General features: G+C 53.6%; 23 protein-coding genes, 1 rRNA gene and 1 other annotated feature. All 24 genes read right to left on the bottom strand.

Translation table 11 applies throughout. The annotated features are described in order from the left end of the window. Positions 1-74: ribosomal RNA gene (locus HRQ63_RS25740) — 16S ribosomal RNA — on the bottom strand; the annotation flags it as partial. Between the two features lie 571 nt (positions 75-645). Beyond that, positions 646-1,530, bottom strand: coding sequence for a prephenate dehydratase (pheA, locus tag HRQ63_RS14720; protein WP_172245006.1), 885 nt, complete (start codon positions 1,528-1,530; stop codon positions 646-648). Beyond that, the gene (thrB, locus tag HRQ63_RS14715; RefSeq protein WP_172245004.1) at positions 1,527-2,501 is read right to left on the bottom strand and encodes a homoserine kinase; all 975 of its coding nucleotides are present in this window, start codon (positions 2,499-2,501) and stop codon (positions 1,527-1,529) included. Before thrB ends, pheA begins: the two co-directional genes overlap by 4 nt. An 86-nt stretch (positions 2,502-2,587) precedes the next feature. Beyond that, positions 2,588-3,880 carry a homoserine dehydrogenase gene (locus tag HRQ63_RS14710; protein WP_172245002.1) on the bottom strand — a complete coding sequence of 431 codons (1,293 nt, stop codon included), beginning with the start codon at positions 3,878-3,880 and terminating at the stop codon, positions 2,588-2,590. Between the two features lie 102 nt (positions 3,881-3,982). Continuing rightward, complete coding sequence (locus tag HRQ63_RS14705) at positions 3,983-4,420, bottom strand: ACT domain-containing protein (protein ID WP_172245000.1); 438 nt, start codon at positions 4,418-4,420, stop codon at positions 3,983-3,985. Positions 4,421-4,866: 446 nt separating this feature from the next. Continuing rightward, positions 4,867-6,177, bottom strand: coding sequence for a GTPase ObgE (gene obgE, locus HRQ63_RS14700; RefSeq protein WP_172244998.1), 1,311 nt, complete (start codon positions 6,175-6,177; stop codon positions 4,867-4,869). 69 nt (positions 6,178-6,246) lie between these two features. Then, the gene (locus HRQ63_RS14695; RefSeq protein ID WP_172244996.1) at positions 6,247-6,801 is read right to left on the bottom strand and encodes a Spo0B domain-containing protein; all 555 of its coding nucleotides are present in this window, start codon (positions 6,799-6,801) and stop codon (positions 6,247-6,249) included. A 340-nt stretch (positions 6,802-7,141) separates the two neighbouring features. Beyond that, positions 7,142-7,453 (bottom strand): 50S ribosomal protein L27, encoded by a 312-nt coding sequence (rpmA, locus tag HRQ63_RS14690; RefSeq protein ID WP_018977229.1) that lies wholly within the window; start codon positions 7,451-7,453, stop codon positions 7,142-7,144. A 22-nt stretch (positions 7,454-7,475) separates the two neighbouring features. Beyond that, a complete protein-coding gene (locus HRQ63_RS14685; protein ID WP_172244994.1) occupies positions 7,476-7,808 on the bottom strand; it encodes a ribosomal-processing cysteine protease Prp in 333 nt (110 codons plus the stop codon). Between the two features lie 14 nt (positions 7,809-7,822). Beyond that, complete coding sequence (rplU, locus tag HRQ63_RS14680) at positions 7,823-8,134, bottom strand: 50S ribosomal protein L21 (protein WP_172244992.1); 312 nt, start codon at positions 8,132-8,134, stop codon at positions 7,823-7,825. 166 nt (positions 8,135-8,300) lie between these two features. Further along, positions 8,301-9,539, bottom strand: a complete 1,239-nt coding sequence (locus HRQ63_RS14675; protein WP_172244990.1) for an Rne/Rng family ribonuclease — start codon at positions 9,537-9,539, stop codon at positions 8,301-8,303. A gap of 164 nt (positions 9,540-9,703) precedes the next feature. Continuing rightward, on the bottom strand, positions 9,704-10,504 hold the full coding sequence (minD, locus tag HRQ63_RS14670; RefSeq protein WP_172244988.1) for a septum site-determining protein MinD: 801 nt from the start codon (positions 10,502-10,504) through the stop codon (positions 9,704-9,706). Between the two features lie 3 nt (positions 10,505-10,507). Beyond that, entirely contained in the window at positions 10,508-11,191 is a 684-nt protein-coding gene (gene minC / locus HRQ63_RS14665; RefSeq protein WP_172244986.1) for a septum site-determining protein MinC, read from the bottom strand. 125 nt (positions 11,192-11,316) lie between these two features. Further along, the gene (gene mreD / locus HRQ63_RS14660) at positions 11,317-11,847 is read right to left on the bottom strand and encodes a rod shape-determining protein MreD (RefSeq protein ID WP_172244984.1); all 531 of its coding nucleotides are present in this window, start codon (positions 11,845-11,847) and stop codon (positions 11,317-11,319) included. Next, entirely contained in the window at positions 11,844-12,737 is an 894-nt protein-coding gene (gene mreC, locus HRQ63_RS14655; protein ID WP_172244982.1) for a rod shape-determining protein MreC, read from the bottom strand. The genes mreD and mreC overlap by 4 nt, the downstream gene beginning before the upstream one ends. A gap of 44 nt (positions 12,738-12,781) precedes the next feature. After that, positions 12,782-13,795 (bottom strand): rod shape-determining protein, encoded by a 1,014-nt coding sequence (locus tag HRQ63_RS14650; RefSeq protein ID WP_172244980.1) that lies wholly within the window; start codon positions 13,793-13,795, stop codon positions 12,782-12,784. Between the two features lie 36 nt (positions 13,796-13,831). Further along, positions 13,832-14,521, bottom strand: a complete 690-nt coding sequence (gene radC, locus HRQ63_RS14645) for a RadC family protein (protein ID WP_280529310.1) — start codon at positions 14,519-14,521, stop codon at positions 13,832-13,834. Between the two features lie 290 nt (positions 14,522-14,811). Further along, positions 14,812-15,408: a Maf family protein gene (locus tag HRQ63_RS14640; RefSeq protein ID WP_172244978.1), complete on the bottom strand. Its 597-nt coding sequence runs from the start codon at positions 15,406-15,408 to the stop codon at positions 14,812-14,814. A 158-nt stretch (positions 15,409-15,566) separates the two neighbouring features. After that, on the bottom strand, positions 15,567-16,946 hold the full coding sequence (murC, locus tag HRQ63_RS14635) for a UDP-N-acetylmuramate--L-alanine ligase (RefSeq protein WP_172244976.1): 1,380 nt from the start codon (positions 16,944-16,946) through the stop codon (positions 15,567-15,569). An 8-nt stretch (positions 16,947-16,954) separates the two neighbouring features. Beyond that, the gene (locus HRQ63_RS14630) at positions 16,955-18,328 is read right to left on the bottom strand and encodes a bifunctional folylpolyglutamate synthase/dihydrofolate synthase (protein WP_172244974.1); all 1,374 of its coding nucleotides are present in this window, start codon (positions 18,326-18,328) and stop codon (positions 16,955-16,957) included. Between the two features lie 12 nt (positions 18,329-18,340). After that, on the bottom strand, positions 18,341-21,013 hold the full coding sequence (locus HRQ63_RS14625; protein WP_172244972.1) for a valine--tRNA ligase: 2,673 nt from the start codon (positions 21,011-21,013) through the stop codon (positions 18,341-18,343). A gap of 74 nt (positions 21,014-21,087) precedes the next feature. After that, positions 21,088-21,379, bottom strand: a binding site (T-box leader). An 80-nt stretch (positions 21,380-21,459) separates the two neighbouring features. Then, complete coding sequence (locus tag HRQ63_RS14620; RefSeq protein ID WP_172244962.1) at positions 21,460-22,521, bottom strand: RluA family pseudouridine synthase; 1,062 nt, start codon at positions 22,519-22,521, stop codon at positions 21,460-21,462. Beyond that, complete coding sequence (hemL, locus tag HRQ63_RS14615; RefSeq protein WP_172244960.1) at positions 22,521-23,822, bottom strand: glutamate-1-semialdehyde 2,1-aminomutase; 1,302 nt, start codon at positions 23,820-23,822, stop codon at positions 22,521-22,523. The genes HRQ63_RS14620 and hemL overlap by 1 nt, the downstream gene beginning before the upstream one ends. A 285-nt stretch (positions 23,823-24,107) precedes the next feature. Beyond that, positions 24,108-25,115: a porphobilinogen synthase gene (gene hemB / locus HRQ63_RS14610; RefSeq protein WP_172244958.1), complete on the bottom strand. Its 1,008-nt coding sequence runs from the start codon at positions 25,113-25,115 to the stop codon at positions 24,108-24,110. Between the last annotated feature and the right edge of the window lie 181 nt (positions 25,116-25,296).

The following is a 25,296-nucleotide window of genomic DNA, read 5'->3' as shown; positions in this document are numbered from 1 at the left end:
ACACCCCGCTCGACTTGCATGTATTAGGCATGCCGCCAGCGTTCGTCCTGAGCCAGGATCAAACTCTCCATTAAAGTTGCGAGCATTCGCAACCGCGACTTCAATGCCGCACCCCTAAGGGCAAAGGCGATTGAACCAAGCGATTGTTTGTCTCGCTTTAAAAGAAAGCACCATGTGCTCGTTTAAAACGTTGGCGATTCTCGATTGCTCAAGAATCTATATTCTCACGATGATCTTCATCATCGCGACTCACTTACTGTTCAGTTTTCAAGGAGCAAACTGTGTTTCTCGTTTCTGCCGCTCAGCGTTTCGTTCGCAGCAGCAACTCTTATATATTAGCATGTTCGTTTTCGTTTTGCAAGTCTTTTTTTGAAATCTTTTTTAGTTCTTTTTAAGTAAGAACATAAGTTGATTTCTAAAACCCGACACTCCAAAAACAAACATCCAATCTCGCAATCGCTCAACTGGACTTTTAATATACCATGACGATTCCTATATTTCAAGCCCTAATCCAATATTCTTTACGTAACGCAACATTCCTGTACCGAATCAGCTTTTAAAGCAAAGAAAGGAACGCTGAGCGTCCCTCTCTAGCCTTATCGTTATATGGGTTTGCAGTTCCGCTTTTCTAGTGTCAGGAATCTCTTATACCTCAGGCTTTTCCGCTTCGTAATCAAAACAAGGATAAGAACCGAGTACTCTCACCTGACAACCAAGGGCCGCGATTTCTTCGACTGCCGCTTTCAAAAGAATCGAATCTCCTGCTTCAAGCACATCGATATAGAAGTAATAGTTCCCCAGTTTCTTTTTCGTGGGACGCGATTCGATCCTGGACAGATTCAACCTTCTCCAAGCAAAAGCCGACAGTACCTGATGCAAGGCGCCCGCGTAATCTTCCGGCAAAATCACTTGCATGCTGGTTTTCTCATGTTCGCTGCGTTTATCCAGGTTAATCCGCTCCGGGCCGATCAATACGAAACGAGTGTAATTGTTGTCGTGATCCGTCACCCGCTCGGCAAGCACGTCCAGATTGTAACGTTCCGCGCCGAGTCGAGTCGAAAAGGCCGCCCAGCCGCTTCCCGGATGCGCCGCCGCTTGAGCAGCACCTTCCGCTGTGCTACTGGCATTTTCCAGTTCCGCATTAGGCAAATGTTCGCTGATAAAAGTTCGACACTGCGCGATCGCGACAGGGTGAGACAACACTTTGAGCACTTTTGAAAAATCGAGGCTGCCGTCTTCTCCGGTAAATTCTTCCCGCTTACCGACAAGATTCTGAATCGACGGATACACCCACTCGGCTCGCATCGGGATGTCGACTTCGTTAACCAACCAATCCATATGCAAGCTGACCGAGCCTTCGATCGTATTTTCGACCGGAATAACCGCGTAATCGGCTTTCCCCTGAACCACGGCCATAAAAACATCGGAAATCAATTTATAATGAATCAATTCGACCGGTTCGTCACCCAGCAGATAATCGACTGCTTCATGAGAAACGGAACCGGCCGGAAGCAGCGCAATACGTTTCATGACGAAATTTCTCCTTTAATCGTTTCCAGAAAAAGATCCGGATGAATCCCGCTCTCGCAAACGGCTCCCTCCAAGTCAGGCTCCAACCAGAGCGTGCGAGCTTGGATTCCGTTTTCCGACATTACGCTTTGCATAAAGGCTTCCAGTCGATCGCACTCGGACGACGTACGGTCAACAAGCGCAAGCAAAGTCGGTCCAGCTCCGCTAAGTGCGGCACCGAGTGCCCCATATCGAGTCGCTTGTTCCAGAATCTTTTCCATGCCCGGAACGAGTGCGGCGCGGTAAGGCTGATGCAACCGGTCTTTCATCGCAGAAGCGAGCAGATCCAACCGCCCCGACGCCAAAGCCGCAGTCAGCAACGAAGAACGACTGATGTTATACACGGCATCTTGAATGCTGAGCTGCTCCGGCAAAACCGCACGCGCTGCCGATGTCGCCAATTCGAACTCCGGAATCAATGCCAGAACTTTCAAGTTTTGAGGCGGCTCGACACGAACGTAATCCGCATGCTCGCCGTCCCATGCCGCCGCGATAATGCCGCCGAATAACGATGCGCCCACGTTGTCCGGGTGACGTTCCAAACCTGTCGCCAAATCAAACAATCGATCTTTGGATACCGGCGAACCGATCAGCGCATTGGCAGCCGCCATCCCGGCGATGATCGCCGATGCGCTGCTGCCGAGTCCGCGCGTCAACGGAATATCCGAGCGCATCCCGATCTCCAGCTCCGGAATTTCGACGCCTGCTTCTTTGAATACGAGCTGGGCCACTTTATAGATCAGATTATCTTTATCCGCCGGGATTCCTTCGAAACCGCCACCGGAAAAGTGTACCAACGTACGTTCCGACCTGCGCATCTCTACCCAAATGTACAGGGAAAGCGACATGCCCAGCGTATCGAATCCCGGTCCCAGATTAGCGGTGCTGGCCGGAACTCTGACGCGTACCGATCCGGCATTTTCGTTCTTCATGATGTCCTGCTCCTTCCGACTTGTCCCGCAGCGTTGAGTAAATTTTTACTGCAACGCTGCTTTTTTCTGCCCCCATAGGGTTAAGCTCAGCCTTCTACCCGATATACGCTCATGATCCGGCGAACGACTTCCAGTTCTTCAAATCGATTCAGCACTTTATCGATACTTTCTTTGCTCGCTTTGTGGGTAACGATTACGATCTCCGCGTTCGGGTTCAGCTCGTTCGGCTGTTGAACCACGGAGGCAAGGCTGACTTCGTACTCGGTAAAGATTTGCGTAATGCGCGCCAATACGCCCGCTTTATCGTCCACATGCAGCAAAATGAAGTTCTTGAACTCGATTTCCGCATCGGTTTTGAGCTTTTTGGGCTTGTGCGGCGCGATCTGCTTGAGTCCGTTGACGCCGAGGCGCAGGTTTTTGATCACGGAGACCAAATCCGCCACGACCGAGGTCGCCGTAGGCATCTCGCCGGCGCCCGCTCCGTAAAACATCGTTTCGCCCACAGCTTCGCCGTAGACGTAAACCGCGTTGAACACGCCGTTGACCGAAGCGATCGGATGCGAAGCTTTGACCATCGTCGGCTGGACACTGATCGAGATCGCATCGTCGTCGCGATCCGCGATTCCGAGCAGCTTGATCTCATACCCCAAGTTTCTCGCATAAGCGATATCCGATTGGCTGACACCCGAAATGCCTTTTACCCGCACATCGGCCAGCTCGACGTTCGTTCGGAAACCGAGCGTGCCCAGAATCGTCATTTTACGCGCGGCGTCCAGCCCTTCCACGTCGGAAGTCGGATCGGATTCGGCATAACCGAGCTGTTGAGCTTCTTTCAATACGTCCTCGTACGAAACGCCCTCTTTACTCATTTTGGTCAGCATATAGTTGGTCGTACCGTTGACGATCCCCATGATCTTCGTGATCCGGTCGGACGAGAAACCTTCGATCAACGTGCGGATGATCGGAATGCCTCCGGCTACGCTGGCTTCGTAAAAGACGTCGCATTTCATCTCTTGAGCTTTAGCCAAAATTTCCGTACCGTACAAGGCCATCAGATCTTTGTTTGCCGTTACGATATGTTTGCCCTGTGATAGAGCTTCAAGAATATAAGTACGGGTCTGCTCGACGCCACCCATCACTTCCACGATCACATCGATTTCGGGATCATGAATAACTTCCCACGGATCGTCAGTCAATTTGGAGTGATCGATCGGAATATTGCGCGACTTTTCCCGATCCTTGACCGAAATCTTTTCGATCACGATCGGCGAGCCTACCTGACTGCTCAAATCCTCCTGGTGCATCTCCACGATTCGTACGACACCCGTTCCCACCGTACCCAGACCGAGCAATCCAACTTTTACCGGCTTGTTACTCACGTACAATTTCCTCCCCGTCCCTATGCAGTCCTTGCTATAGCAATGATATTGCCGCACATGCTGCTCGTTCCGATTTCAAAAATGTGTTCCGTTTACGTCGAATTACCCTTGCCCGATCACCACAACCCGGCTTACGCCTACAACCGATTCCAGCGAAGCGGTCAGACGCCCCAGTTCTTCGTGCAGTCTTGACGTTTCTACCGATAATACCACATTCGCCGTACCTTGCAGCGGAATACTCTGATTGATCGTCAGCACGTTACCGCCGCTTTCCGCGATCAGCCCGAGAACTTTAAACAAAATCCCTGCCCGGTGTTCAAGCAGCAGCGACAACGTCACCAATCTTTCCCGATCCAACTGGTTGACCTGATGAATCCCGTCTTTATACTTGTAAAAAGCACTCCGGCTGATTCCCGCGATCGCAACCGCTTCGTTAACCGTCTTCGCTTGGCCTCCGGCCAACAGCTCTTTCACGTGCAGCGTCTTCAAGATTGCTTCCGGTAAAATGTCTTCCCTAGCCAGATAATAACGCTCTTTCATATAACGTCCTCTCCTTAAAGACCACTGTTTTCATATAGCGGACATTATATCGAATAAACCGACTTAGCGTCAACCCTTTACAGCAAAAAAGTTACACAGCGCGTTAATCTGTTATAAAACAAAACCCTTTTCCAACACAAAAAAGCGAAGCGCTCCTAGGAGACGCCCCGCTTATTTCATCCATATCCAAAGATTATAAACCGCTCTTCGATCGCAAAGCCCGGCAAAAAACCGGCGCCTGCGATCCTCTTTTATCTCTTGATCTTAAGCTCTTGATCTTAAGCCCTTACTCCAACCCGAGCCCAGAAGCGGCGAGGGTATTCCCTCTACCACCCCGGCGAGCGGTTTGCGATTGGAGCGACTTTTGGCTTTCCTTCTACTCGCGGCCCATGCAGGGGCCCGAGAGGAAAACAAGCCCGAGCGACAAACGCAAACCGCTCGCCCGCTTAATAATAGCTGCTGCCCTCAACAAACTCGAACTCGAAGTCGGCGATCCGAACGATCGTGCCGTCTTTCGCGCCGCGCTTGCGCAGCTCTTCGTCGACGCCCATATGGCGCAGCGTACGCGCCAATTTAAGAATCGCGTCATGCGTAGTCAACTGCATCCGTTTCATCATGCGCTCGATTTGGACGCTTTCGACGACGAACATTTCGTTTTCGCGACGAATCGTGAAGCCTTCTTCTTTGGCTTCTTCGACACGATACACTTTACGTTCGACCTGTTCGGAAGCTTCTTCGATCGCCGGAACATCCTTAATCGAATCCAACACATCGGCTGCCCGGTACATCAATTCCTTCACGCCCTGACGGGTCAGCGAAGAAATCGCCATAATCTCGATATCCGGATTGATTTCCGCTACTTTTTCTTTGAATACGCGCAGATTCTCTTCGGAATCCGGCATATCCATTTTGTTGGCCGCGACAATCTGCGGACGATTCTCAAGCTCCGCGTTGTACAACTTGACCTCTTCGTTGATCTTCACCCAGTCGTCGAACGGGTCCCGTCCTTCGGAGCCGGACATATCCACCACGTGGATAATGACCCGCGTCCGTTCGACGTGGCGCAGGAATTCGTGGCCGAGACCTATGCCTTCATGCGCGCCTTCGATCAATCCGGGCAGATCGGCCATAACGAAGCTGCGGCCCTCTTCGATACCGACCACGCCGAGATTCGGCGTAATCGTCGTAAAATGGTAAGCGCCGATCTTCGGCGTCGCTGCGGATACGACCGACAGCAGCGTCGACTTGCCCACGCTCGGGAAGCCGACCAGGCCGACATCGGCCATCACTTTAAGCTCAAGCACGATATAGCGCTCTTTGCCTTCTTCGCCGTGCTCCGCAAGTTCCGGAGCCGTATTGTTCTGCGTAGCCATACGAACGTTGCCGCGTCCTCCGCGTCCTCCGCGAGCCACGACGATTTCTTGTCCGTTACGGGTCATATCCGCCAGAACTTCCTGAGTATCGTCATCGATAACCAAAGTACCGGGAGGAATGCGAATAATCATATTCTCGGCGTTCGCTCCATACTGATTTTTGTTGCGTCCTTTTTCTCCGCGCTGCGCTTTGAAATGGCGCTGATACCGGAAATCCATCAACGTACGCAGACCTTCGTCAACGCGGAAAATGATGTCCCCGCCTCTGCCGCCGTCGCCGCCGGCAGGTCCGCCGTTCGGTACGTACTTCTCGCGTCGGAACGCAACGATGCCGTCTCCTCCGTCTCCGGCTTTTACATAAATCTTTGCTTTATCTACAAACATGGTTTCACCTCTTCTAGATGGTGTACGCATCCCATGCACAAAACCTAACGGCTGCGTACGCATTTCTATTTAAACAGGAAGCTTCCAGCGAATCAATGTCCCGCCATCCGAAGCTTCCGCCGATAACGCACAGGATTCCAGCGCTTCTTCGACTGCATGATGCAAAACAGATGCCGCCTGCGGATCATTTTCCGGTTCGATGAACAAAGTCGCTTCCCCGCCCTCTTCGCCGAACACGATACGCAGCGCAGGTTCCGCGGCTTGCGCCGCAAGTCCCGAATAGCGATAGGCCGCCATTCCTGCTCTCACCGCACGAATCAGTCCTTCTTCCTCTTCCGGCGTCAAGCTTCCTGCATATCGAAGTTCTTGGTCTGCCTTGATATGCAGCGCAACCTCCCTGTTTTCTCCCTTGATCGTCATTAGGTAAAAAACAAGTTCCGGAAGCCCAAGCTTCGCAATGCGGCCTTCCTTATGCATGTCCGCGCTCACTCTGCTTACGATCTCTTCGACCCGCTCTGACTTACCCATCTTTGCGTATCCGAAAATCAGTTGAAGATCGTTCATCCAATCATGCCGTTGATGACTGAGAACATTGAGGAAGAAGTTTTGCATGGATTGTCTCAATTCCTGAAGCTCCCGATCCCTGCGACGTTTCTCCCGTTCCGACAAAAGAAAAAACACGGCAACAAGCCATGCCCCCAGCAGGATAAACGTGATCACTCTTGGGAAAGTCCAAGCCAGAACCAAGGGAAATGCGGTAGATAGCGGCAGTATAAAGGATAGGTCCCTCCACCTTCTCATCGGCTCTCTCCGTTTCTGATACGTAGTTAGTCTGAGTATACCCAGAATCGGGAAAAAATCCAAGCGGGCACAGGCCAAGAATATCCAAATTCCAAACAAAGCCTTTCAACAAAAAAAGACCTTCGGTACGAATACCGAAGGCTTCTTGATTACCCGTTAGGTCTTAGGCCTCTACGGAAGCTGCTACGTCAGCAACTTGTACCGGGTAGACGCTGACTTTTTTGCGGTCACGGCCGAGACGTTCGAATTTCACAACGCCGTCGATCAGAGCAAACAAAGTGTCGTCTTTGCCAATACCTACGTTCGTTCCCGGGTGAATCTTCGTTCCGCGCTGACGGAAGATGATTCCGCCGCCGCGTACGGCTTGACCGTCCGCACGTTTAGCGCCAAGGCGCTTCGAGTGGCTGTCACGTCCGTTTTTCGTCGAACCTACACCCTTTTTGGAAGCGAATAACTGGAGATCCAATTTCAACATAGTGGTCTACCTCCTTCTTTGCTTATTTTTTTGCCTCATCGAGGCGAATATATTCACGGTAAGAAGTCTCGATCGTTTTCAGCATGACCACCATCGATTCAAGAATCATTTGAGCCTTAGCCTTGAGTTCGTCGGATTGTATCGGCGGAAGACTTCCGCTGAGAAAACCGTTCTTCATCCGGGTTTTCATTTCCGTTCCCGCGAGTACTTCGACCGAGTTCACCGTACCGACCGTAACGGCCGAGATGGCGGAACAGACGATATCTTCGCCGCGATCGGCGTAACCCGCATGACCCTCGACTTTGAATCCCGTGATCTTGCCGTCCGGGGATCTTAAAATCTGGACGATAACCAAGTTATCACCTTCAATTATGCTTGAATTTTGCCGATCGTTACTTTAGTGTACGGTTGGCGATGGCCTTGTTTCTTGTGGTAGTTCTTTTTAGGTTTGTATTTGTATACAACAACCTTTTGGCCTTTACCGTGTTTTTCAACTGTCGCCGTTACGGTTGCTCCGGATACCAACGGGGCACCAACTGTCAGTCCGTTTTCTTTGGAAACGGCCAGGACACGGTCGAACGTTACGCTTTCGCCGTCTGCGGCTTCCAGCTTCTCGATGAACAGAACGTCGCCCTCTTGGACTTTGTACTGTTTACCACCTGTTTCGATAATTGCGTACATCTTCTTGCACCTCCTCATGTCTCAGACTCGCCTGGTTCGGGTGGATGCTCTGCAAGCAGAAATCGCTTAGACCCGGCCTGTGCGGTTACAGCATGTTGTGCAAAGTGAAGTACACCGGCACACATACCAACGTATCTTAGCATGCCTTATATGAAAAGTCAACGGTTCAGCGAATCATAATTCTGCCTGTTCCGCCGCATGCCGCACAGGTTTCGTAAAAGAGTGCCGCACCGCTTTCACGTACCTTTTTGCGGGTCATTTCCAAAAGTCCAAGCTTGGTCCAGCCCACGATATGCGACTGGGTTCGATCTTTGGTCAGCTTTTCCTCAAGACGGTTCCATACACGGTTTCGATTCCGCTCTTCCTGCATGTCAATAAAATCTATGATCACGATACCGCCGACATCGCGAAGTCGAAGCAATCGTGCAATTTCCTCTGCGGCCTCAAGATTAGTCTCAGTCACTGTAGTCTCCAAGCTGTCGTCCGCTCCCGTAAACTTTCCTGTATTGACGTCAACGACGGTCAGCGCCTCGGTCTGATCCCATACGAGCGTTCCTCCTCCGGGCAGCCTGATCTTACGGCCAAAATCTCGATGAAGCTGATGCTCAACCGAATACGCTTCGAACAAAGGAGTAGGTTCACGATGGAACAGAACCCGAGTCTCGGATCCGGGCAGTGTTTGCTCCAAATAAGCGCGCACTCGTTCTTGCTGCGCCGCGTTTTCTACGATCAATTCGTCAGCGCCAGGATCAAATACATCTCGAATCATGCGCTGTGCCAGATCCAGATCGCGATATAATTCATTCGGCGCCTCTGCCGCTTCAGAAGCTGCACAAATCTTTTTCCATCGACTACGAAGCTGAAGCAGATCTTCAAGCAGCGTCGCATCCGCTTCGCCGCTTGCCACCGTACGCAAAATCATACCTTCACCGGGATGCCGCATGCGCTCGCCCAACGACTTGAGCCTCACACGCTCCGATTCCGGTTCTATTTTCTTGGATACGGCTACATAATCGGCTTCAGGCATATATACGATATGACGACCGGGCAGCGAGTAATGCGTCGTTACCCGTGCTCCTTTTCCGCCTAATGGTTCTTTGGTGATCTGCACCAGCAGCTGTTGGCCTTTGCGCGCAATTTGTTCAACAGAAGGCTTGGATTTCGGCTGTCGTTCCAAGTGGGCAGGCAGCATATCGTCAATATATAAAAAGGCATTCTTCTTCAGTCCAATGTCTACAAAAGCGGCTTGCATGCCGGGCAGCACGTTAACAATCCGTCCTTTATAAAAGCTCCCGGCCGTCCCATGCTCCTGAACACGTTCTGCGGCAAACTCGATCAGGCGTCCGTCCTCAAGTAACGCCGCCTGCGTCCACTCCGCTTCATTATGCACAACCAGTTGTTTCATGTGTCACCTCTTGCCCCGCATTTTGTTGGCGGGCTACGCCTATGAGCGCGCAACTTGCCTCTAGTTCACTAGACGCGATCGGGCTGAAAAAAGTTTCGCTTGCTTGTACGTTTATGCCAAAAAGCCCCTTTCACCAAAAGTGAAGGGGCTTACTCATGATCGCTTTATGACTTGCCGCCGCCAAACAATTTCCTAAACAAGTTGAAGCGACCTTTTTTCTCGTCCAATTGCATCAACGGAACCGTATCCCCCTGGATACGACGCGAAATATTACGATACGCGATCGAAGCCTTGGAATCCGGATTCATGACCGTCGGCTCGCCGGTATTGGCTGCCTTGATCACCATCTCGTCGTCCGGCACGATGCCGAGCAGATCGATATTGAGCACCTGAAGCACTTCATCCACATCAAGCATTTCGCCCGCTTTGACCATGTTGGGGCGAATCCGGTTCACGATCAACTTGGGGGATCCGATATGTGAGCTTTCCAAAAGCCCGATTACCCGGTCGGCATCGCGTACGGCCGCATTTTCCGGCGTCGTGACGACGATCGCCTGATCGGCACCCGCAATCGCGTTTTTGAACCCTTGCTCGATCCCCGCCGGGCAGTCGATAAGCACATACTGGAATTCGGCTTTCAACTCAATGATGATATCGCGGATTTGCTCCGGCGAAACTGCATTTTTATCTTTGGTTTGCGCAGCCGGAAGCATATACAGCTCTTCGAAGCGTTTATCTTTAACCAGCGCCTGATGCAAGCGGCAACGCCCATCAGCCACGTCGCAAATATCGTAAATGATCCGGTTTTCCAGTCCCATCACGACATCCAGGTTGCGAAGGCCGATATCCGTATCGACCAAACATACCTTTTTGCCGAGCAGCGCCAGCGCCGTTCCGATATTGGCCGTGGTCGTCGTTTTGCCGACGCCGCCTTTTCCCGAAGTGACGACTATAGCCTCTCCCATCCTCTACACTCCTTTGAACACATTCAGATCCCGGCGCAGCCGGGCGATATTCGCCATCTTGTCGATCTGCATCTGCCCGTCCTTCAAATAGGCGAACTCCATCTGCGTTTCATGCGGATGGGCGCTGCTTTCTTCGGCACTGTCGGGCGGGCGGCTGATCACTTCGGCAATCCGCAGCTGCGTCGGCGCCAGATACGAAGCTCCAATGATCGCATGCTCGCTGCCTTCCGAACCGGCATGAGCCATTCCGCGCAGTGCTCCGAGAATATAGATATCTCCGGTGCACACAATCGAGCCCCCCGGATTAACATCACCCAAAAACAGCAGGTTGCCGTCATGTTGGAGCACCTGCCCGGAACGGACCATGCCGCTCATCGTGTTGATCGGTACCCGAAGTACCGCATTTTCCCGAAGCTCAGCCGATTTGGAACCTTCGATCGAACGCACGAGCAAGTTACGCTTGCTTCGCAATACATCCAAAATTTGCAGCTTTTGCTCGTCCGATAGATCACGGCCCCCGGACCGCACATCAATCCAAACGAGCGGACCGCTAAGAAACGTCTCGCTATTTTCCAACATGTCCCGCAACCCGGTCAGCAATTCATCGAATTCGCATCGTTCATCTAACCGGAATACGAGACCGTCTTTGATTCCCTTGATTGTAACGAGATTGCGTTTGATGGACATCTCCCCCGCTCCCCCTTCGACTTGAATGTTTCGAGACGAAGGTTCCTTTCTCCTGCACGAATTGCATAAAAGTTACCGCCGATCCGTGGCCTCAAGCGAATTCGTCACTTTTAAAAACCACGAGTTTACTCTTTCTCGTCCTTTTTCGGACGAAGCGGCATCTTGTCGAATTGCCGACGAATCGGCACATAGATGATTAACGCAAATACGAGCCGGAACAACAAGTCGGGAATGATATATTGGATCAACGCCCAGTCGTACGTTTGCTCATTGAAATTAAATACGGTGTAAATGCCGAACAACATGCTGTCCAAAATGAAACTTCCGAGCATGACGACCGTAAGCATGACGGGTAACGGTGCTTTGGGAAGCTGAAAAATCAGGCCCAGCACATAAGCGGTAAAGCCCATCGTAAAGGAATACGGACCCAGCATCGCGCCGTAATATACAACGTCATGCAGCATGCCGAATACGGCACCGAGTACCATCCCCGCATAACGGTGACGGTATACGGAAACGAAGAGTACGCAAACGAATACCAAGTTCGGCATCAAGTGCGGCATCCAAGCGTCTGGCAGGAACCACGGCAGCACGCTGCCGTCGATCAGGAAGATCACGAAAAGCAGCAGGACGAGGAACTGTTTGCGCCAGGTCATGGCGTATCGTCTCCCTCGTTTGGATCGACACCCGGAATGACAACAAAGAGTTCTTTCCATTCGACGAAGCTCGCGGTAGGTTTGATTAACGCCGTCTCGGTCAAACCGAATTCGCTCGGAGTCACTTGCATGACTTCGCCCAGCACGATTCCGGCCGGGAACACGCCTCCGCTGCCTGAAGTAACCACTGTATCATAAGGCTCGAGCTTTGTTTTGTTCGGATCGATTCCTGTCATCAAAAGACGCTTTTTGTTTTTGTCGTAGCTTTCCACAATACCGAAAGTATCGGCTTTTCCTGTTACTGTAGCCGCAATCGCGTAGCTGTCAGGCGAAGTCAGGCTCAGCGACGTGATCAGTTGAATCGTTGAGGTATAATCGGTTGTTGTGCTAACAATGCCGACCATGCCTTCAATACTCGTTACAGCCTGACCCACGGCGACCCCGTCTTTCGAACCTACATCGATATTAACGGTCGGGTTATTCACATCGTCGTTGACCGAGATCACATGGGCAAACCGATAATACTTATTCGCGTTTCTTTTTTGCATTTCCGTAAAATCAAGGTCTTTTTGCAAATTCTCATTGTCTGTCTTGAGCTTGCGGTAATCAATGACCTGCCGCTGAAGCTCGACAAGCTGAACACGGTAATTTTCGTTTTCTTCGTAAACAGCGTTCAAGTCCGCGATATCTTCAAAGAATCCCGACACTGCTGCCGCAGGCTTATTGACTATGCGCTGCGTGAAGCCGACCGTATCTTTAACAAACTTCTCCGGCCAGGTCAGTCCGATCCGGTCGCCGAGCGTGACGCCCATCAGGGCAACGAAAAGAACGATCACGATCAGCAGGATGAATAGTTTTCGATTTCCGAGCAGTCTAAACAGTTCGAACACCCTCTAACATTGCTGAATTGTTCATGAATATGGACACCCTTCGTTTAGCCGCGTTTCGAACGGGACTTGAACAGGTGGATATTGTCGAGCGCGCGTCCCGTGCCGATCGCGACGCAGTCCAGCGGGTTTTCCGCTACGATGACCGGCATTCCCGTCTCGCCCGCAAGCAATTTGTCCAGGTTGCGAAGCAATGCGCCGCCTCCTGTCAGCACGATGCCGCGGTCCATAATGTCGGCTGCCAGTTCCGGCGGGCATTTTTCCAGCGTGACTTTAACGGCTTCGACGATCGAACTCACGGTATCCGCCAGCGCTTCCGTGATTTCATGCGAAGTGATGGAGATGGTTTTAGGCAGGCCGCTCACCAGGTCGCGACCGCGGATTTCGATCGTTTCCGGCGTTTCCAGTTGGATCGCCGAACCGATTTCCATCTTCAGCATCTCCGACGTGCGTTCGCCGATCATGAGGTTATATTGACGTTTCACGTATTGAATGATGGATTCATCCATCTCGTCGCCCGCTACGCGTACCGAACGCGCGGTCACGATCCCGCCGAGCGAAATGACCGCGACTTCGGTCGTGCCGCCGCCGATATCGACAACCATGCTGCCTGTCGGTTCCCATACCGGAAGGTCTGCGCCGATCGCGGCTGCAAAAGGTTCTTCGATCGTGTAAGCTTCGCGCGCGCCGGCTTGTTTGGTTGCATCTTCGACCGCGCGCTGTTCAACCGCAGTGATCCCCGACGGCACGCATACCATGACGTTCGGATGGCGTTGGAAGAACGAGCGTTTTTTCTGCGCCTGATTGATGAAATATTTGATCATTGTCGCCGTCGTATCGAAGTCCGCGATTACGCCGTCTTTCATCGGACGAATCGCGCGAATGTTCCCCGGCGTACGGCCGATCATTTTTTTCGCGTCCTCACCTACGGCTTCGATCGTTTTCGTGTCGGTACGAAGCGCGACAACGGACGGTTCTCTTACTACAATGCCTTTTCCGCGTACATATACCAGTGTGTTTGCTGTTCCCAAATCGATACCCAGATCTTTATTGCCCATCATTTTCAATTAACTCCTTTTCTCATTCGAGTTCAATTTTCACATAAATCCCTGCTCTTTAAGGCTGACAAAGCGACCGTCGCCTACCACAATGTGGTCAAGTACGTCGATCCCCACAATTTGCCCGGATTCGACTAAACGCTTGGTAATCGCGATATCTTCCGGACTTGGAGCCGGATCGCCGCTTGGATGATTGTGAGCACAGACGATAGAAGCGCTGCTATATTTGATCGCGGCGCGAAAAACTTCGCGCGGATGGACGATTGAAGCATTAAGACTTCCGATCGACAACGTTTCCTGCGCGATGACAACGTTTTTTGTATTTAGAAAAAGGCAAACGAAATGTTCTTTTTGAAGGTATCTGAGCTGTTCGGTCAACAGTTCCGCCGCATCGCGCGGACTGCGAATCACGACCGATTCGCTCAGACGCGAGGCCACCATGCGCCGCCCCAATTCGATTGCCGCCCTGAGTTGAACGGCCTTTGCCGGGCCCACGCCCTTGATTTCCACCAATTCTTCGACTCCCGAATCCGCAAGACCGCGAAGGCCTCCCGACTGCGCCAGTATGCGTTGAGCGATCATGATCGCCGACTCGCTGCGCGTGCCGGTTCGAAGCAGGATCGCCAGCAGTTCCGCATGGCTGAGCGCCTGCGCTCCGTATTGCAGCATTCGTTCTCTCGGTCGTTCTTCGCGAGGAAGATCACGAAGCATAATATTCGACAATTCCATTTTTGCAGTCGTCCCTTCGAAATGGAACGCCGCTTCCGTGTTCAACTTGTGTATTCGATCATGGCAGGATCGGGACATGCGCTTGTTCAACCCAAAAACGGCAGCACCGATTTGCCCCTTTTAAACAATACCAGCTAAAAGCGGCTTGTCAACCTGAAGCCCGCGCGCCGCATCATGCAGCTTCCTTCGCCTGATTTTCAAGACAAAGGCTATGTAACCTTGCCATTATACCACGGCCGTCGCCCGCAATCGAGTCGGCCTATTTTTCGAGTTGATTCGGCGGCACGAAGTCAACCTAAAGCATGAATCCCGAACTGCCCCAGCATCCGGTACAGGGCCGCAATCGGCAGACCGACAATCGTATGATAGTCGCCTTCGATTCGCTCGACGAACACCGCACCTAGACCCTGAACCGCATAAGAGCCTGCTTTGTCCATCGGTTCGCCTCCGGCAACATAAGCTTCGATCTCTGATTCCGCAATGCTGCGCATAGTGACGCTGGCCCGACTGAAATCGGACAATTCACGTTCGCCGGACCCTTGAATACAAGCTAACCCCGTATAGACCTGATGCGTATGTCCGGATAAAGCTTTCAGCATTCGCTTGGCGTCTGCCTCATCTGTCGGTTTCCCCAACACGACACCATCCAATACCACGATCGTATCGCTGCCGATGACAATAGCATCCCGAGGAACACCTTCGGCAATGACGGCCTGAGCCTTGCGCAACGCCAGTTCCTGCACGATGCGCTCCGGCGACCAATCGTCCGGTACGCTTTCGTCCGCATCACTAACTTTCACTTCAAAAGGCAAATTCAAAAGCGACAGCAGTTCCCGTCTTCTCGGAGAGCCCGAAGCGAGGATCAGCGGCTTGTCTTGTTGAGTCATCCTATTGTTCCTCCTTCAAAATAGCCCTTCATCATTATAAGGGAACAATTCTGCCGTCTCAAGCTTGCTCCGCTGTAAGAAAAAAAGCCGTTCCCTCGCGATGCGGCGGGGAACGGCTTTCGAGCAGCCTTTGCGATTGGATGTTTGATCTTTACGTATTACAGATTTCGATTCTTCCAGTCTTCCGCGAGCTTATGCGACACTTTCCAGATATCGCCCGCGCCCATCGTAATGACCAGATCGCCGTCTTGAATGCGTCCGGACAGATTCTCCAGCACTTCTTCCTTGGTCGCCAGATATTGCGAATTCGGATTGCTGTTCTGCTTGATCAATTCCGTCAGCGACGAGGAATGAACGCCTTCGATCGGTTCCTCGCCGGCAGGCGAATAGATATCGACGATGATCGCCTCGTCGGCGTCCGAGAACGCCCGGCTGAACGCATCAAGCAGGAAGAAAGTCCGCGTGTAGCGCTGCGGCTGGAATACGGCAACAATGCGTTTACCCGTTGATTTCGCTGCACGCAGCGTGGCTTCGATCTCGGTCGGATGATGCGCGTAATCATCGACGACCAGTACGCCCGCCGCATCGGCCAACACTTGGAAGCGACGCTTCGCGCCATGGAACTTCGACAACCCGACAGCCGCTTCTTCGAACGGAATGCCGCTCTTCAGGCAGGCAATCAGTGCAGCCGTTGCATTATAGACGTTATATTTGCCCGGCACAAACAGATTTACGCGTCCCAATTCTTCCCCTTCCGTGCTTACCGTAAACGAAGCGCGACGGTCGCCCAAATCGATGTCCGAAATGCGGTAATCCGCGTCTTCGCCCATGCCGTAAGTCACGAGTTTGCAAGTAAGCTTCGGCTTCAATTCGCGCAAATTCTCGTCGTCGGCGCATACGATCGCCAGACCGTCCTCGCGTGTCTGATTCAAGAACTGTACATACGCTTCTTTGATCTTTTCAAAGCTGCCTTCGTAGTTTTCCAAATGGTCGGCTTCGATATTGGTGACGATGCTGATGTACGGGTAGTATTGCAAGAATGTACCATCGCTCTCATCGGCTTCCGCCACGACAAAATCGCTTTTGCCCGCTTTGGCGTTAGTGCCGAAGCCGACGATTTCGCCGCCGATGATGTAAGTCGGGTCGGTTCCGCATTCTTCCATGGCAAGTGCTGTCATGGACGAGGTCGTCGTCTTGCCGTGCGCTCCCGCTACGGCGATGCCTTGACGCTCGTTGAGCAGGCGCGCCAGCATTTGCGAACGGTGAATCGTCGGAATGCCCAATCGCAGTGCCTCGACGCGCTCCACGTTATCTTCAGGCAGCGCTGTCGAATATACGACCGTATCGGCCCCTTCCACGTATTCGGCTTTGTGACCATAGTGGATCACTGCGCCTCCTTCAACCAATCTTTTGGTGAGGCTTTGTTCAGCCACGTCGGAACCCGTAATTTTGTAACCCATTTCCAGCAGTACCCGGGCGATTGCGCTCATGCCGTAACCGCCGATGCCGATGAAATGGATGTGTTCTGTTGTTTTCATAATACGTTTCACCAACCTTTCTCAGAATCGGCCTGGTGCAGCAAATGCGCACGCACGTCGGAAATTAAATACAGCGTACCGGAAACGACCCCGAGGTCTTCCGGTCCGATCGAAGCTTTGAACTCGGCCAGTGCCGTTTTCCAATCGGGCTGCACGACGACGCGAAGGTTCGGCTTGGCATATTCCGCCCGCAGTCCCTCCGCAATATCAGCCAGCGCCGAAGCGTCCATTTTTTTACGGAAATCCGGTTCTGTCAAGATCAATTCGTCGACCAAAGGCAGAATGGATTTGAAATAGTCTTCGTGACTTTTGGTGGACAACATGCCCATCATCAATACGAGTTTGTTGTACGTCCAGCCGTTTTGCAGGCTTTGCGCCAGCGCCGCAGCTCCTTCGGGATTATGCGCGCCGTCCATCAGAATACGCGGATTTTTTTGCACAAGCTCCATGCGTCCCGCCCAAAAAGCTTCTTCGAACGCGGCTGCCGTCTTCTCGTCCTCCAACTGGAAAGCCATATACTGACGAAGCACCTCAAGCGCCATGAAAGCCCCAGCCGCATTCTCCAATTGGTATTCCCCGCGCAGCGAGAGAGACAGATCGAATTCCCGGAACGGTCCTTTGAAATGCAGGCTTTGGCCGTCTTCGCCGACCGCGGTTTTTTCATAAAAGAACTGCTCGCCTGCCGTATAGCAAGTGCTGCTGCGAAGCTTGGCCGTCTCTTTGATCACCTGCAGCGCTTCCGGTTGACTCACGCTGGTCACGACCGGAACGCCAGGCTTGATGATTCCCGCTTTCTCGGCCGCGATTTTCTCCAACGTATCGCCCAATATATCCATATGGTCGTGTCCCACGTTCGTGATGATCGACAATACGGGATTGACGATATTGGTTACGTCCATGCGCCCGCCGAGCCCTGTTTCCCAAATGACGACATCCGGGAAACAAACGTCGGCATAATACAAAATCGCCAGCGCCGTAGACACCTCGAACATCGTCGGCGATCCGAGTTCCGTCTCCGCAAGCTCTTCCACGACAGGATGCAGCCGGTTCGAAAGCGCCAGCAGCGTCTCGTCCGGAATATCCCGCCCGTTGTACTGAAACCGATTCGTAAACTTCGTGATGTAAGGAGAGGTAAACGTCCCTACGTCATAGCCGTTATGAACCAGTGCGCTGGTCAGAAAAGCACAAGTCGAGCCTTTGCCGTTCGTCCCCGCGACATGAACAAACTTGAGACGACGATGCGGGTGGCCGAAGCGGTCCATCAACGCCTCTATTCGTTCCAACCCCGGACGGATGCCGAAAGGGATCAGTCCGTTAATCCATTCCACCGCTTCCGCATAAGAAGTCAGGGGCGCCGAAGCGCCCCGATCATTGTTGTCCATCGCTGACTCCCCTTACCCTTTCAGCTCGGCAATACGGGCCAACACTTTGTCGCGCTTCTCGGAGTAGTCGGCCTGTTTGGCGCGCTCTTCCTCGATGACATGTGCCGGAGCCTTCGACGTGAAGCCGGGATTGGACAGCTTTTTGTCCACGCGCTCCACTTCCGAATTCAAGGTCTTCACTTCTTTTTCGAGACGGGCGATTTCTTGCGCGATGTCGATCAACCCGGCCAACGGCAGATACAGCTCGGCTCCCGTAATCACCGATGTCACGGCTTTGTCCGGGGCTTGCAGATCCAGTCCGCTCGCATATTCGGACGTGTTGCAGAAACGACGGATATAACCTTCGTTGGCACTCAGGATGCTCAACATTTCCGGCGAAGTCGCTTTAACGTTCAGCTCGATCTTTTTGCTCATCGGCACGTTCACTTCGGCGCGGATGTTGCGAACCGAACGGATGATTTCCATCAGCAGTTCCATTTCGCGCGCGGACTCCGCATTTTCCAACGCTTCATCGTAGGTCGGCCAAGCCGCCAACGTAACCGTCTCGCCTTCATGCGGCAGATGCTGCCAGATTTCTTCGGAGATGAACGGCATGAACGGATGAATCATGCGCATGGTGCGGTCGAGCACGTAAGCGAGCACGGATTGCGTTTTCGCTTTTGCCGACGCGTCTTCTCCGTACAACGACAACTTCGCGAACTCGATGTACCAGTCGCACAGATCGTCCCAGATGAAGTTGTACAGCAAACGTCCGGTTTCGCCGAATTCGTACGAGTCGATCAGGCGCGTGATGTCGCGGGACGTCTCGTTCATGCGGTGAAGGATCCAGCGGTCCGCCGTCGTCAGGTCGCCCGTGATATCGATCTGATCGTACGCGAAACCTTCCAGGTTCATCAGCGCGAAGCGCGAAGCGTTCCAGATCTTGTTCGCGAAGTTGCGGATCTGTTCGACGCGTTCCCAACGGAAGCGCAGGTCTTGTCCAGGCGTGATGCCCGTCGACAACATAAAGCGCATCGCGTCCGCACCGTATTTCTCGATGACTTCGAGCGGATCGACGCCGTTGCCGAGCGACTTGGACATTTTGCGTCCTTCGCTGTCGCGAACCAGGCCGTGGATCAACGTATCTTTGAACGGCATTTTGCCGGTGAATTCGTAGCCTTGGAAGATCATGCGCGATACCCAGAACGGAATGATATCGTAGCCGGTTACGAGTACGTCGACCGGATAGTAACGCTTGAAGTCTTCGCTGTTTTCGTCCGGCCAGCCCATCGTCGAGAACGGCCACAGCGCGGAGCTGAACCAGGTATCGAGAACGTCGTTGTCTTGAACCAGATCGTCGCGGCCCAGCTTTTCGCGGGCTTCTTCTTCGCTCTTGGCTACGACCATCTCGCCCGTTTCTTGGGAGTACCAGGCCGGAATGCGGTGTCCCCACCACAACTGACGGGAAATACACCAGTCGCGGACATTTTCCATCCAATGCAGGTATGTGCGCTCGAAGCGGTCAGGTACGAAGTTAACGCCCGTACCTTCTTTTTGCGCAGCGACAACCGGCTCGGCCAGCGGCTGCATTTTAACGAACCATTGCGTGGACAAATAGGGCTCGACAACGGCGTCGGTACGCTCGCTATGGCCTACCTGATGCAAGTGATCTTCGATCTTGATCAGAACGCCTTGTTCTTTCAGATCGGCAACGATCTTCTTCCGGCAATCCGCGCGATCCAAGCCTTCGTACGGGCCGGCTTCGCTGTTCATGATGCCGCCTTCGTCCATTACCGTGATCTGCGGGAGATCATGACGCAAGCCTACTTCAAAGTCGTTCGGATCGTGCGCCGGCGTAATCTTAACCGCGCCGCTGCCGAAGTCTTTTTCTACGTATTCATCCGCAATGACCGGAATCTCGCGGCCGATGACCGGCAGGACGAGCGTTTTTCCGATCATGTCCGCGTAACGCTCATCTTCCGGATGAACGGCTACGGCGGAGTCGCCCAGCATCGTCTCCGGACGCGTGGTCGCTACCGTGATCGAACCGCTTCCGTCCTTAAGAGGGTATTGGAGGTGGTACAGATGACCTTGCGTTTCTTTGTATTCAACCTCGATATCCGACAGCGCCGTGCGGGCGGCCGGGTCCCAGTTGATGATCCGTTTGCCGCGGTAGATCAAGCCTTTGTCATACAGCTTGACGAAAACTTCCTTAACCGCATCGGACAGGCCTTCGTCCAATGTGAAACGTTCACGCGAGTAATCCAGCGACAAACCGATCTTCGCCCATTGGGCTTTGATGTTGGCCGCGTACGTTTCTTTCCATTCCCAAGTCTGTTCCAGGAATTTCTCGCGGCCCAGATCGTGACGGCTGATTCCCTGCTCGCGCAGCTTTTGCTCCACTTTGGCCTGCGTAGCGATACCCGCATGGTCGGAACCCGGCAGCCAGAGCGCATCGTAGCCCTGCATGCGTTTGGCTCGAACCAGGATATCCTGAAGAGTGAAGTCCAGCGCGTGACCGATATGCAGCACGCCGGTTACGTTCGGCGGCGGAATAACGATACTATACGGTTTCGCTTCCGGCACGCGGCCGGCTTTGAAGAAATCGTTCTCCATCCAATATTTGTACCATTTCTGCTCCGCGGACTTCGGATCGTAAGTCGTTGGCAATGACGTTTGATTTTCGTTGTTTTGAATATCCGACATCGGACAGCCCTCCCGTTATTTGGGTTTACATTCGCGTGGTTGGTGAAAAAAGGCAATAAAAAAAGCCCTTCGTCGCAAAGGACGAAAGGACTTGCTTTCGCGGTACCACCTTTGTTCCGCAGCTAAGCGTTTTCCGTAGAAAAATCGCTATCCTCTCAGAGCCGATTCGTTTTCTCAAGGAAAATCGGCATCTTGAACTGCGGCACTCGTACGAATAACGGCCGTAAACCGGCTTTCCCTAGCTTGACGTTCAGGAAAACGACTCCCGGGCGACTTCGATCAACATCCGTCCTACGGAATCTTCCAGCCTATGGATTCCGCTCTCTGAAGGGGCTGCTGCCTACTCTTCCCGCTCACTGTCTTTGATTTTGAAAAGTTTCATGAATATCCTTTATCATACCTTGCATAGCCGCGCGCGTCAATGATTCCGTGCGAGAGTTCCCCCGTTATGTCAGGCGATCCAGCAGCGATTGCAGGTCTGTCGGAAGCGGGTCGGCAACCTCGATCTTTTCTCCCGTAAAAGGATGTTCGAATCTAAGGCTCTCGCCATGTAAAGCTTGACGTTGCAGCAGGCTATCGGAACCGCCGTAGAGCGTATCGCCGATCAGCGGATATCCGGCATGCGCCATATGCACGCGGATCTGATGCGTCCGGCCCGTCTCGAGCGTCAGGCGAACGAGGCTTGCCTGACCGCTGCGGAGCTTCTGCACAAGCTCCACCCGCGTGAGCGCCTCCTGGCCGCCGGGGGACACCCGGCGGCGGCTGTTGTGGTGGCGGTCCCGACCGATCGGCGCGTCGACGACGCGCAGGTCGCGAGGGACTTTGCCTTCGGCCAGCGCGAGATAGACGCGGCCGATCGCTTTGTCGCGCATCTGCGCGTCCAGCGCCAGCCGGGCGAACTCGCCCTTGGCGTAAAGCACGGGACCGGACGTGTATTCGTCCAGGCGGTGCACATGGTGAACGGCGCAGGCTTCGCCGTTCAGCGTGTAATGCGCGGCGACGACGTTCGCCAGCGTCAGGCGCTTCGCGCCCCCGTCGGGATGAACGGGCATCCCGGCAGGCTTATGGACGACTAGGCAGAAGTCGTCTTCGTACAGCGCTTCGAGTCCGTCTTCCGTCCAGACGGGCTCGAAGCCCAGGGCTTCGTCCGGACGAAGCCGCAGCCGCGCGCGGCCGCCCCGGACCTGCACTTCGCCCGCATGCAGCAGGCGACGGGCCAGCTTGTCCGGCACGCCGAGCGCAGCGGCGGCCAGCGCTTCGGGTGTCGGCGCAGCCTTCGCGGAAACCGCCGGCGCTTGAGGCGTTGGCAAAGGTTTTGCGGAAGCTATCGAAGCTTCGCGCGCAGATGCAAGTTCAGGATTCGCCGCTTCGCCGCGAACCGCATATTCGTGTGCTTGGGCTTCGGCAGGCTCGACCGTGCTCGGGTTTGAAGCTGTCTCTTTTTCGATCTTTGCCGCAGGCAGCGCCGTCTCGATCCATTCGCCGCGACGCGTCCAAGAACGCGCCATCAGAGCGACAGCAGCGCGCTGCGGTGCGCGTCGATCGTAGCGTCGATATCCGCGTCGCTGTGCACGCCGGATACGAACATGCCTTCGAATTGCGACGGCGCGACGCTGACGCCGCGATCGATCATCGCCGCGAAGTAACGGCGGAACAAATTCAGATCGCTGGCTTTTGCGGTATCGTAGTCCACGACCGGGCCTTCCGTGAAGAACGGGCAGACCATCGAACCGACCCGGTTGATCGTAACCGGAATACCGGCTTCCTTCGCGTTCTTTTCGAATCCGGCTTGTAGTCTTGCCCCCGCTTCTTCCAAACGGTCATAGACCGCCGGAGTCAACAGTTTCAAAGTCGTATACCCCGCAGCCATGGCTAACGGATTACCGCTCAGCGTGCCTGCCTGATAAATCGGCCCGCTCGGCGCGATCTGCTCCATGATCTCGCGTTTGCCGCCGTAAGCGCCGACAGGCAGACCGCCGCCGATGACTTTGCCGAAGCAGGTCAGATCCGGCTTCACGCCGAAACGGCTTTGCGCAGAGCCCATGTGTACGCGGAATCCTGTCATCACTTCGTCGAAGATCAGAATACTTCCGTGACGTTCCGTCACTTCGCGCAGTCCTTCAAGGAATCCGGCTTTCGGAGGCACAACGCCCATATTGCCTGCGATCGGTTCAACGATAATGCAAGCGATCTGCTCGCCGAATTTTTCAAAAGCAAGTTTAACCGAATCCAGATCGTTGTAAGGTACCGTAATCGTGTTGGAGGCTACCGATTCCGGTACGCCCGGGCTATCCGGCAGACCTAATGTTGCTACGCCCGACCCCGCTTTGATGAGCAGGCTGTCGCTGTGTCCGTGATAAGAACCTTCGAATTTCAAAATTTTATCGCGCTTGGTCACGCCGCGTGCCAATCGGATCGCGCTAAGCGTTGCTTCTGTACCCGAATTGACCATACGGACAATCTCAATCGAAGGCACGCGCTCCACGACCAATTTCGCCATCTCGGTTTCCAACAGCGTAGGCGCGCCGAAGCTTGTCCCTTTTGCCGCCGTCTCTTGCAGAACACGGACGACTTCGGGATGGGCATGGCCCATAATCAGCGGCCCCCAAGATCCGACATAGTCGATAAAGACATTACCATCGATATCGTACACGCGGGAGCCTTCACCGCGTTCGATATAAACCGGCGTCAAACCAACCGACTTAAACGCCCGAACCGGGCTATTCACGCCGCCGGGGATATACTGTTTGGCTTCTTCGAAAGCCGCGCTCGATTTCGTATCGATGCGTTTGGATACGGATTCGCTCATAGGATCACTCCTTCGAAAAATGTGTACAAAAGGTCAAGAATCTGAAATCGGCATAACGACCGTGGTGAATTTGTAGTTGGAAGCGGCGGAATTTCAATTCGGTTCGCACGCAAGCCCGCTATTGCACGCGGTCAAGATCCCCGTACCATGACCGTACTGAACTTGTGGTTTGAGGCGGCGAATCCTTCTTGAAGCGTGAAGGATTCGATTCGCACGCAAGCCCGCTATCGCACGCGGTCAAGGTACTAGCAGATTGCGATTTTGCTTATCAGGCGGCTTCGCAGCTTAGTTGCGGTCTTCGCGGATCCAACGGGCCGCGTCTTTGGAGTGGTAGGTGATGATGATATCGGCTCCTGCGCGCTTCAAACCGGTCAACAGTTCCATCACGATTCCTTTTTCGTTGATCCAGCCGTTGCCTGCCGCCGCTTTGACCATCGCGTACTCGCCGCTGACATTGTAGGCCACGAGCGGAAGGTCGAATTCGTTTTTGATCGTGCGAATGATATCCATGTAAGCCATGGCCGGTTTGACCATCAACATGTCTGCGCCTTCCAGCACGTCGCTTTCCGCTTCGCGGATCGCTTCCAGCGCGTTGGCCGGGTCCATCTGGTACGTTTTGCGGTCGCCGAATTGCGGCGCCGAGTCGGCGGCTTCGCGGAACGGTCCGTAGAAAGCCGACGCGTACTTCACGGAATACGCCATGATCGGAATTTGGTCGTAACCCGCAGCGTCCAGCCCTTCGCGGATCGCTTGCACGTAGCCGTCCATCATGTTCGAAGGCGCGATGATATCGGCTCCCGCTTCGGCTTGCGATACGGCGGTCCGTACAAGCAATCCCAGCGATTCGTCGTTCAACACGTCGCCGTGGATATGGCCGTCGCGTTCGAAGGTATGCACCATGCCGCAGTGGCCGTGGTCGGTGAACTCGCACAGGCAAGTATCCGCGACAACGAGCAGATCCGGATACCAAGCTTTGATTTGACGCGTCGCCTGCTGCACGATTCCGTCTTGTGCATAAGCTCCGGTACCGACACTGTCTTTGGTTTCGGGGATACCGAACAAGATGACGGCTTTGATCCCCAAATCGACGATTTCGTCCACTTCGGCTTTCATCGTGTCGAGAGAGAAATTGTAAACGCCCGGCATCGAGCTGATTTCGGTCTTCACGCCTTCGCCGTACGTAACGAAGATCGGCATGATAAAGTCGTCCGCGCTGATCGCGGTCTCGCGTACCATGCTGCGAAGTGCCGCGCTGCGACGCAAACGACGGTGTCTAACAGTTGGAAATGCCATAATAACAGGACTCCTTTTTTAAAAAAATGAATGTAAATGTTCGCCCGAACAGAAATCCGGCCGGGTCCTTCGGGTTTCAGGCGAAGGGTTCCGGCCGTTTCGTGCATTCAAGGTCGATGTTTAGGCGGATTTCAAACGAGCATAACCTTACTTTTAGCGTTAATAAGGGACTCGCCGCGTG

This window comes from Saccharibacillus endophyticus (assembly GCF_013185185.1).
Taxonomy (GTDB): Bacteria; Bacillota; Bacilli; order Paenibacillales; family Paenibacillaceae; genus Saccharibacillus; species Saccharibacillus endophyticus.
This window is presented reverse-complemented; position numbering and strand designations above follow the sequence as displayed.

Excerpts from the sequence above, each read along its gene's own strand:
- mreD (WP_172244984.1), bottom strand. The coding sequence starts at position 11,847 with ATGACCTGGCGCAAACAGTTCCTCGTCCTGCTGCTTTTCGTGATCTTC.
- HRQ63_RS14640 (WP_172244978.1), bottom strand. The coding sequence starts at position 15,408 with ATGACTCAACAAGACAAGCCGCTGATCCTCGCTTCGGGCTCTCCGAGA.
- HRQ63_RS14675 (WP_172244990.1), bottom strand. The coding sequence starts at position 9,539 with ATGAAACAACTGGTTGTGCATAATGAAGCGGAGTGGACGCAGGCGGCG.
- radC (WP_280529310.1), bottom strand. The coding sequence starts at position 14,521 with ATGGAATTGTCGAATATTATGCTTCGTGATCTTCCTCGCGAAGAACGA.
- thrB (WP_172245004.1), bottom strand. The coding sequence starts at position 2,501 with ATGAAGAACGAAAATGCCGGATCGGTACGCGTCAGAGTTCCGGCCAGC.
- HRQ63_RS14620 (WP_172244962.1), bottom strand. The coding sequence starts at position 22,521 with ATGGCGCGTTCTTGGACGCGTCGCGGCGAATGGATCGAGACGGCGCTG.
- minC (WP_172244986.1), bottom strand. The coding sequence starts at position 11,191 with ATGTCCATCAAACGCAATCTCGTTACAATCAAGGGAATCAAAGACGGT.
- HRQ63_RS14630 (WP_172244974.1), bottom strand. The coding sequence starts at position 18,328 with ATGGACAACAATGATCGGGGCGCTTCGGCGCCCCTGACTTCTTATGCG.
- hemL (WP_172244960.1), bottom strand. The coding sequence starts at position 23,822 with ATGAGCGAATCCGTATCCAAACGCATCGATACGAAATCGAGCGCGGCT.
- HRQ63_RS14625 (WP_172244972.1), bottom strand. The coding sequence starts at position 21,013 with ATGTCGGATATTCAAAACAACGAAAATCAAACGTCATTGCCAACGACT.
- rplU (WP_172244992.1), bottom strand. The coding sequence starts at position 8,134 with ATGTACGCAATTATCGAAACAGGTGGTAAACAGTACAAAGTCCAAGAG.
- murC (WP_172244976.1), bottom strand. The coding sequence starts at position 16,946 with ATGAAAACAACAGAACACATCCATTTCATCGGCATCGGCGGTTACGGC.
- obgE (WP_172244998.1), bottom strand. The coding sequence starts at position 6,177 with ATGTTTGTAGATAAAGCAAAGATTTATGTAAAAGCCGGAGACGGAGGA.
- HRQ63_RS14705 (WP_172245000.1), bottom strand. The coding sequence starts at position 4,420 with ATGAAAGAGCGTTATTATCTGGCTAGGGAAGACATTTTACCGGAAGCA.
- HRQ63_RS14650 (WP_172244980.1), bottom strand. The coding sequence starts at position 13,795 with ATGATGGGCAATAAAGATCTGGGTATCGATTTGGGAACAGCAAACACA.
- rpmA (WP_018977229.1), bottom strand. The coding sequence starts at position 7,453 with ATGTTGAAATTGGATCTCCAGTTATTCGCTTCCAAAAAGGGTGTAGGT.
- minD (WP_172244988.1), bottom strand. The coding sequence starts at position 10,504 with ATGGGAGAGGCTATAGTCGTCACTTCGGGAAAAGGCGGCGTCGGCAAA.
- hemB (WP_172244958.1), bottom strand. The coding sequence starts at position 25,115 with ATGGCATTTCCAACTGTTAGACACCGTCGTTTGCGTCGCAGCGCGGCA.
- pheA (WP_172245006.1), bottom strand. The coding sequence starts at position 1,530 with ATGAAACGTATTGCGCTGCTTCCGGCCGGTTCCGTTTCTCATGAAGCA.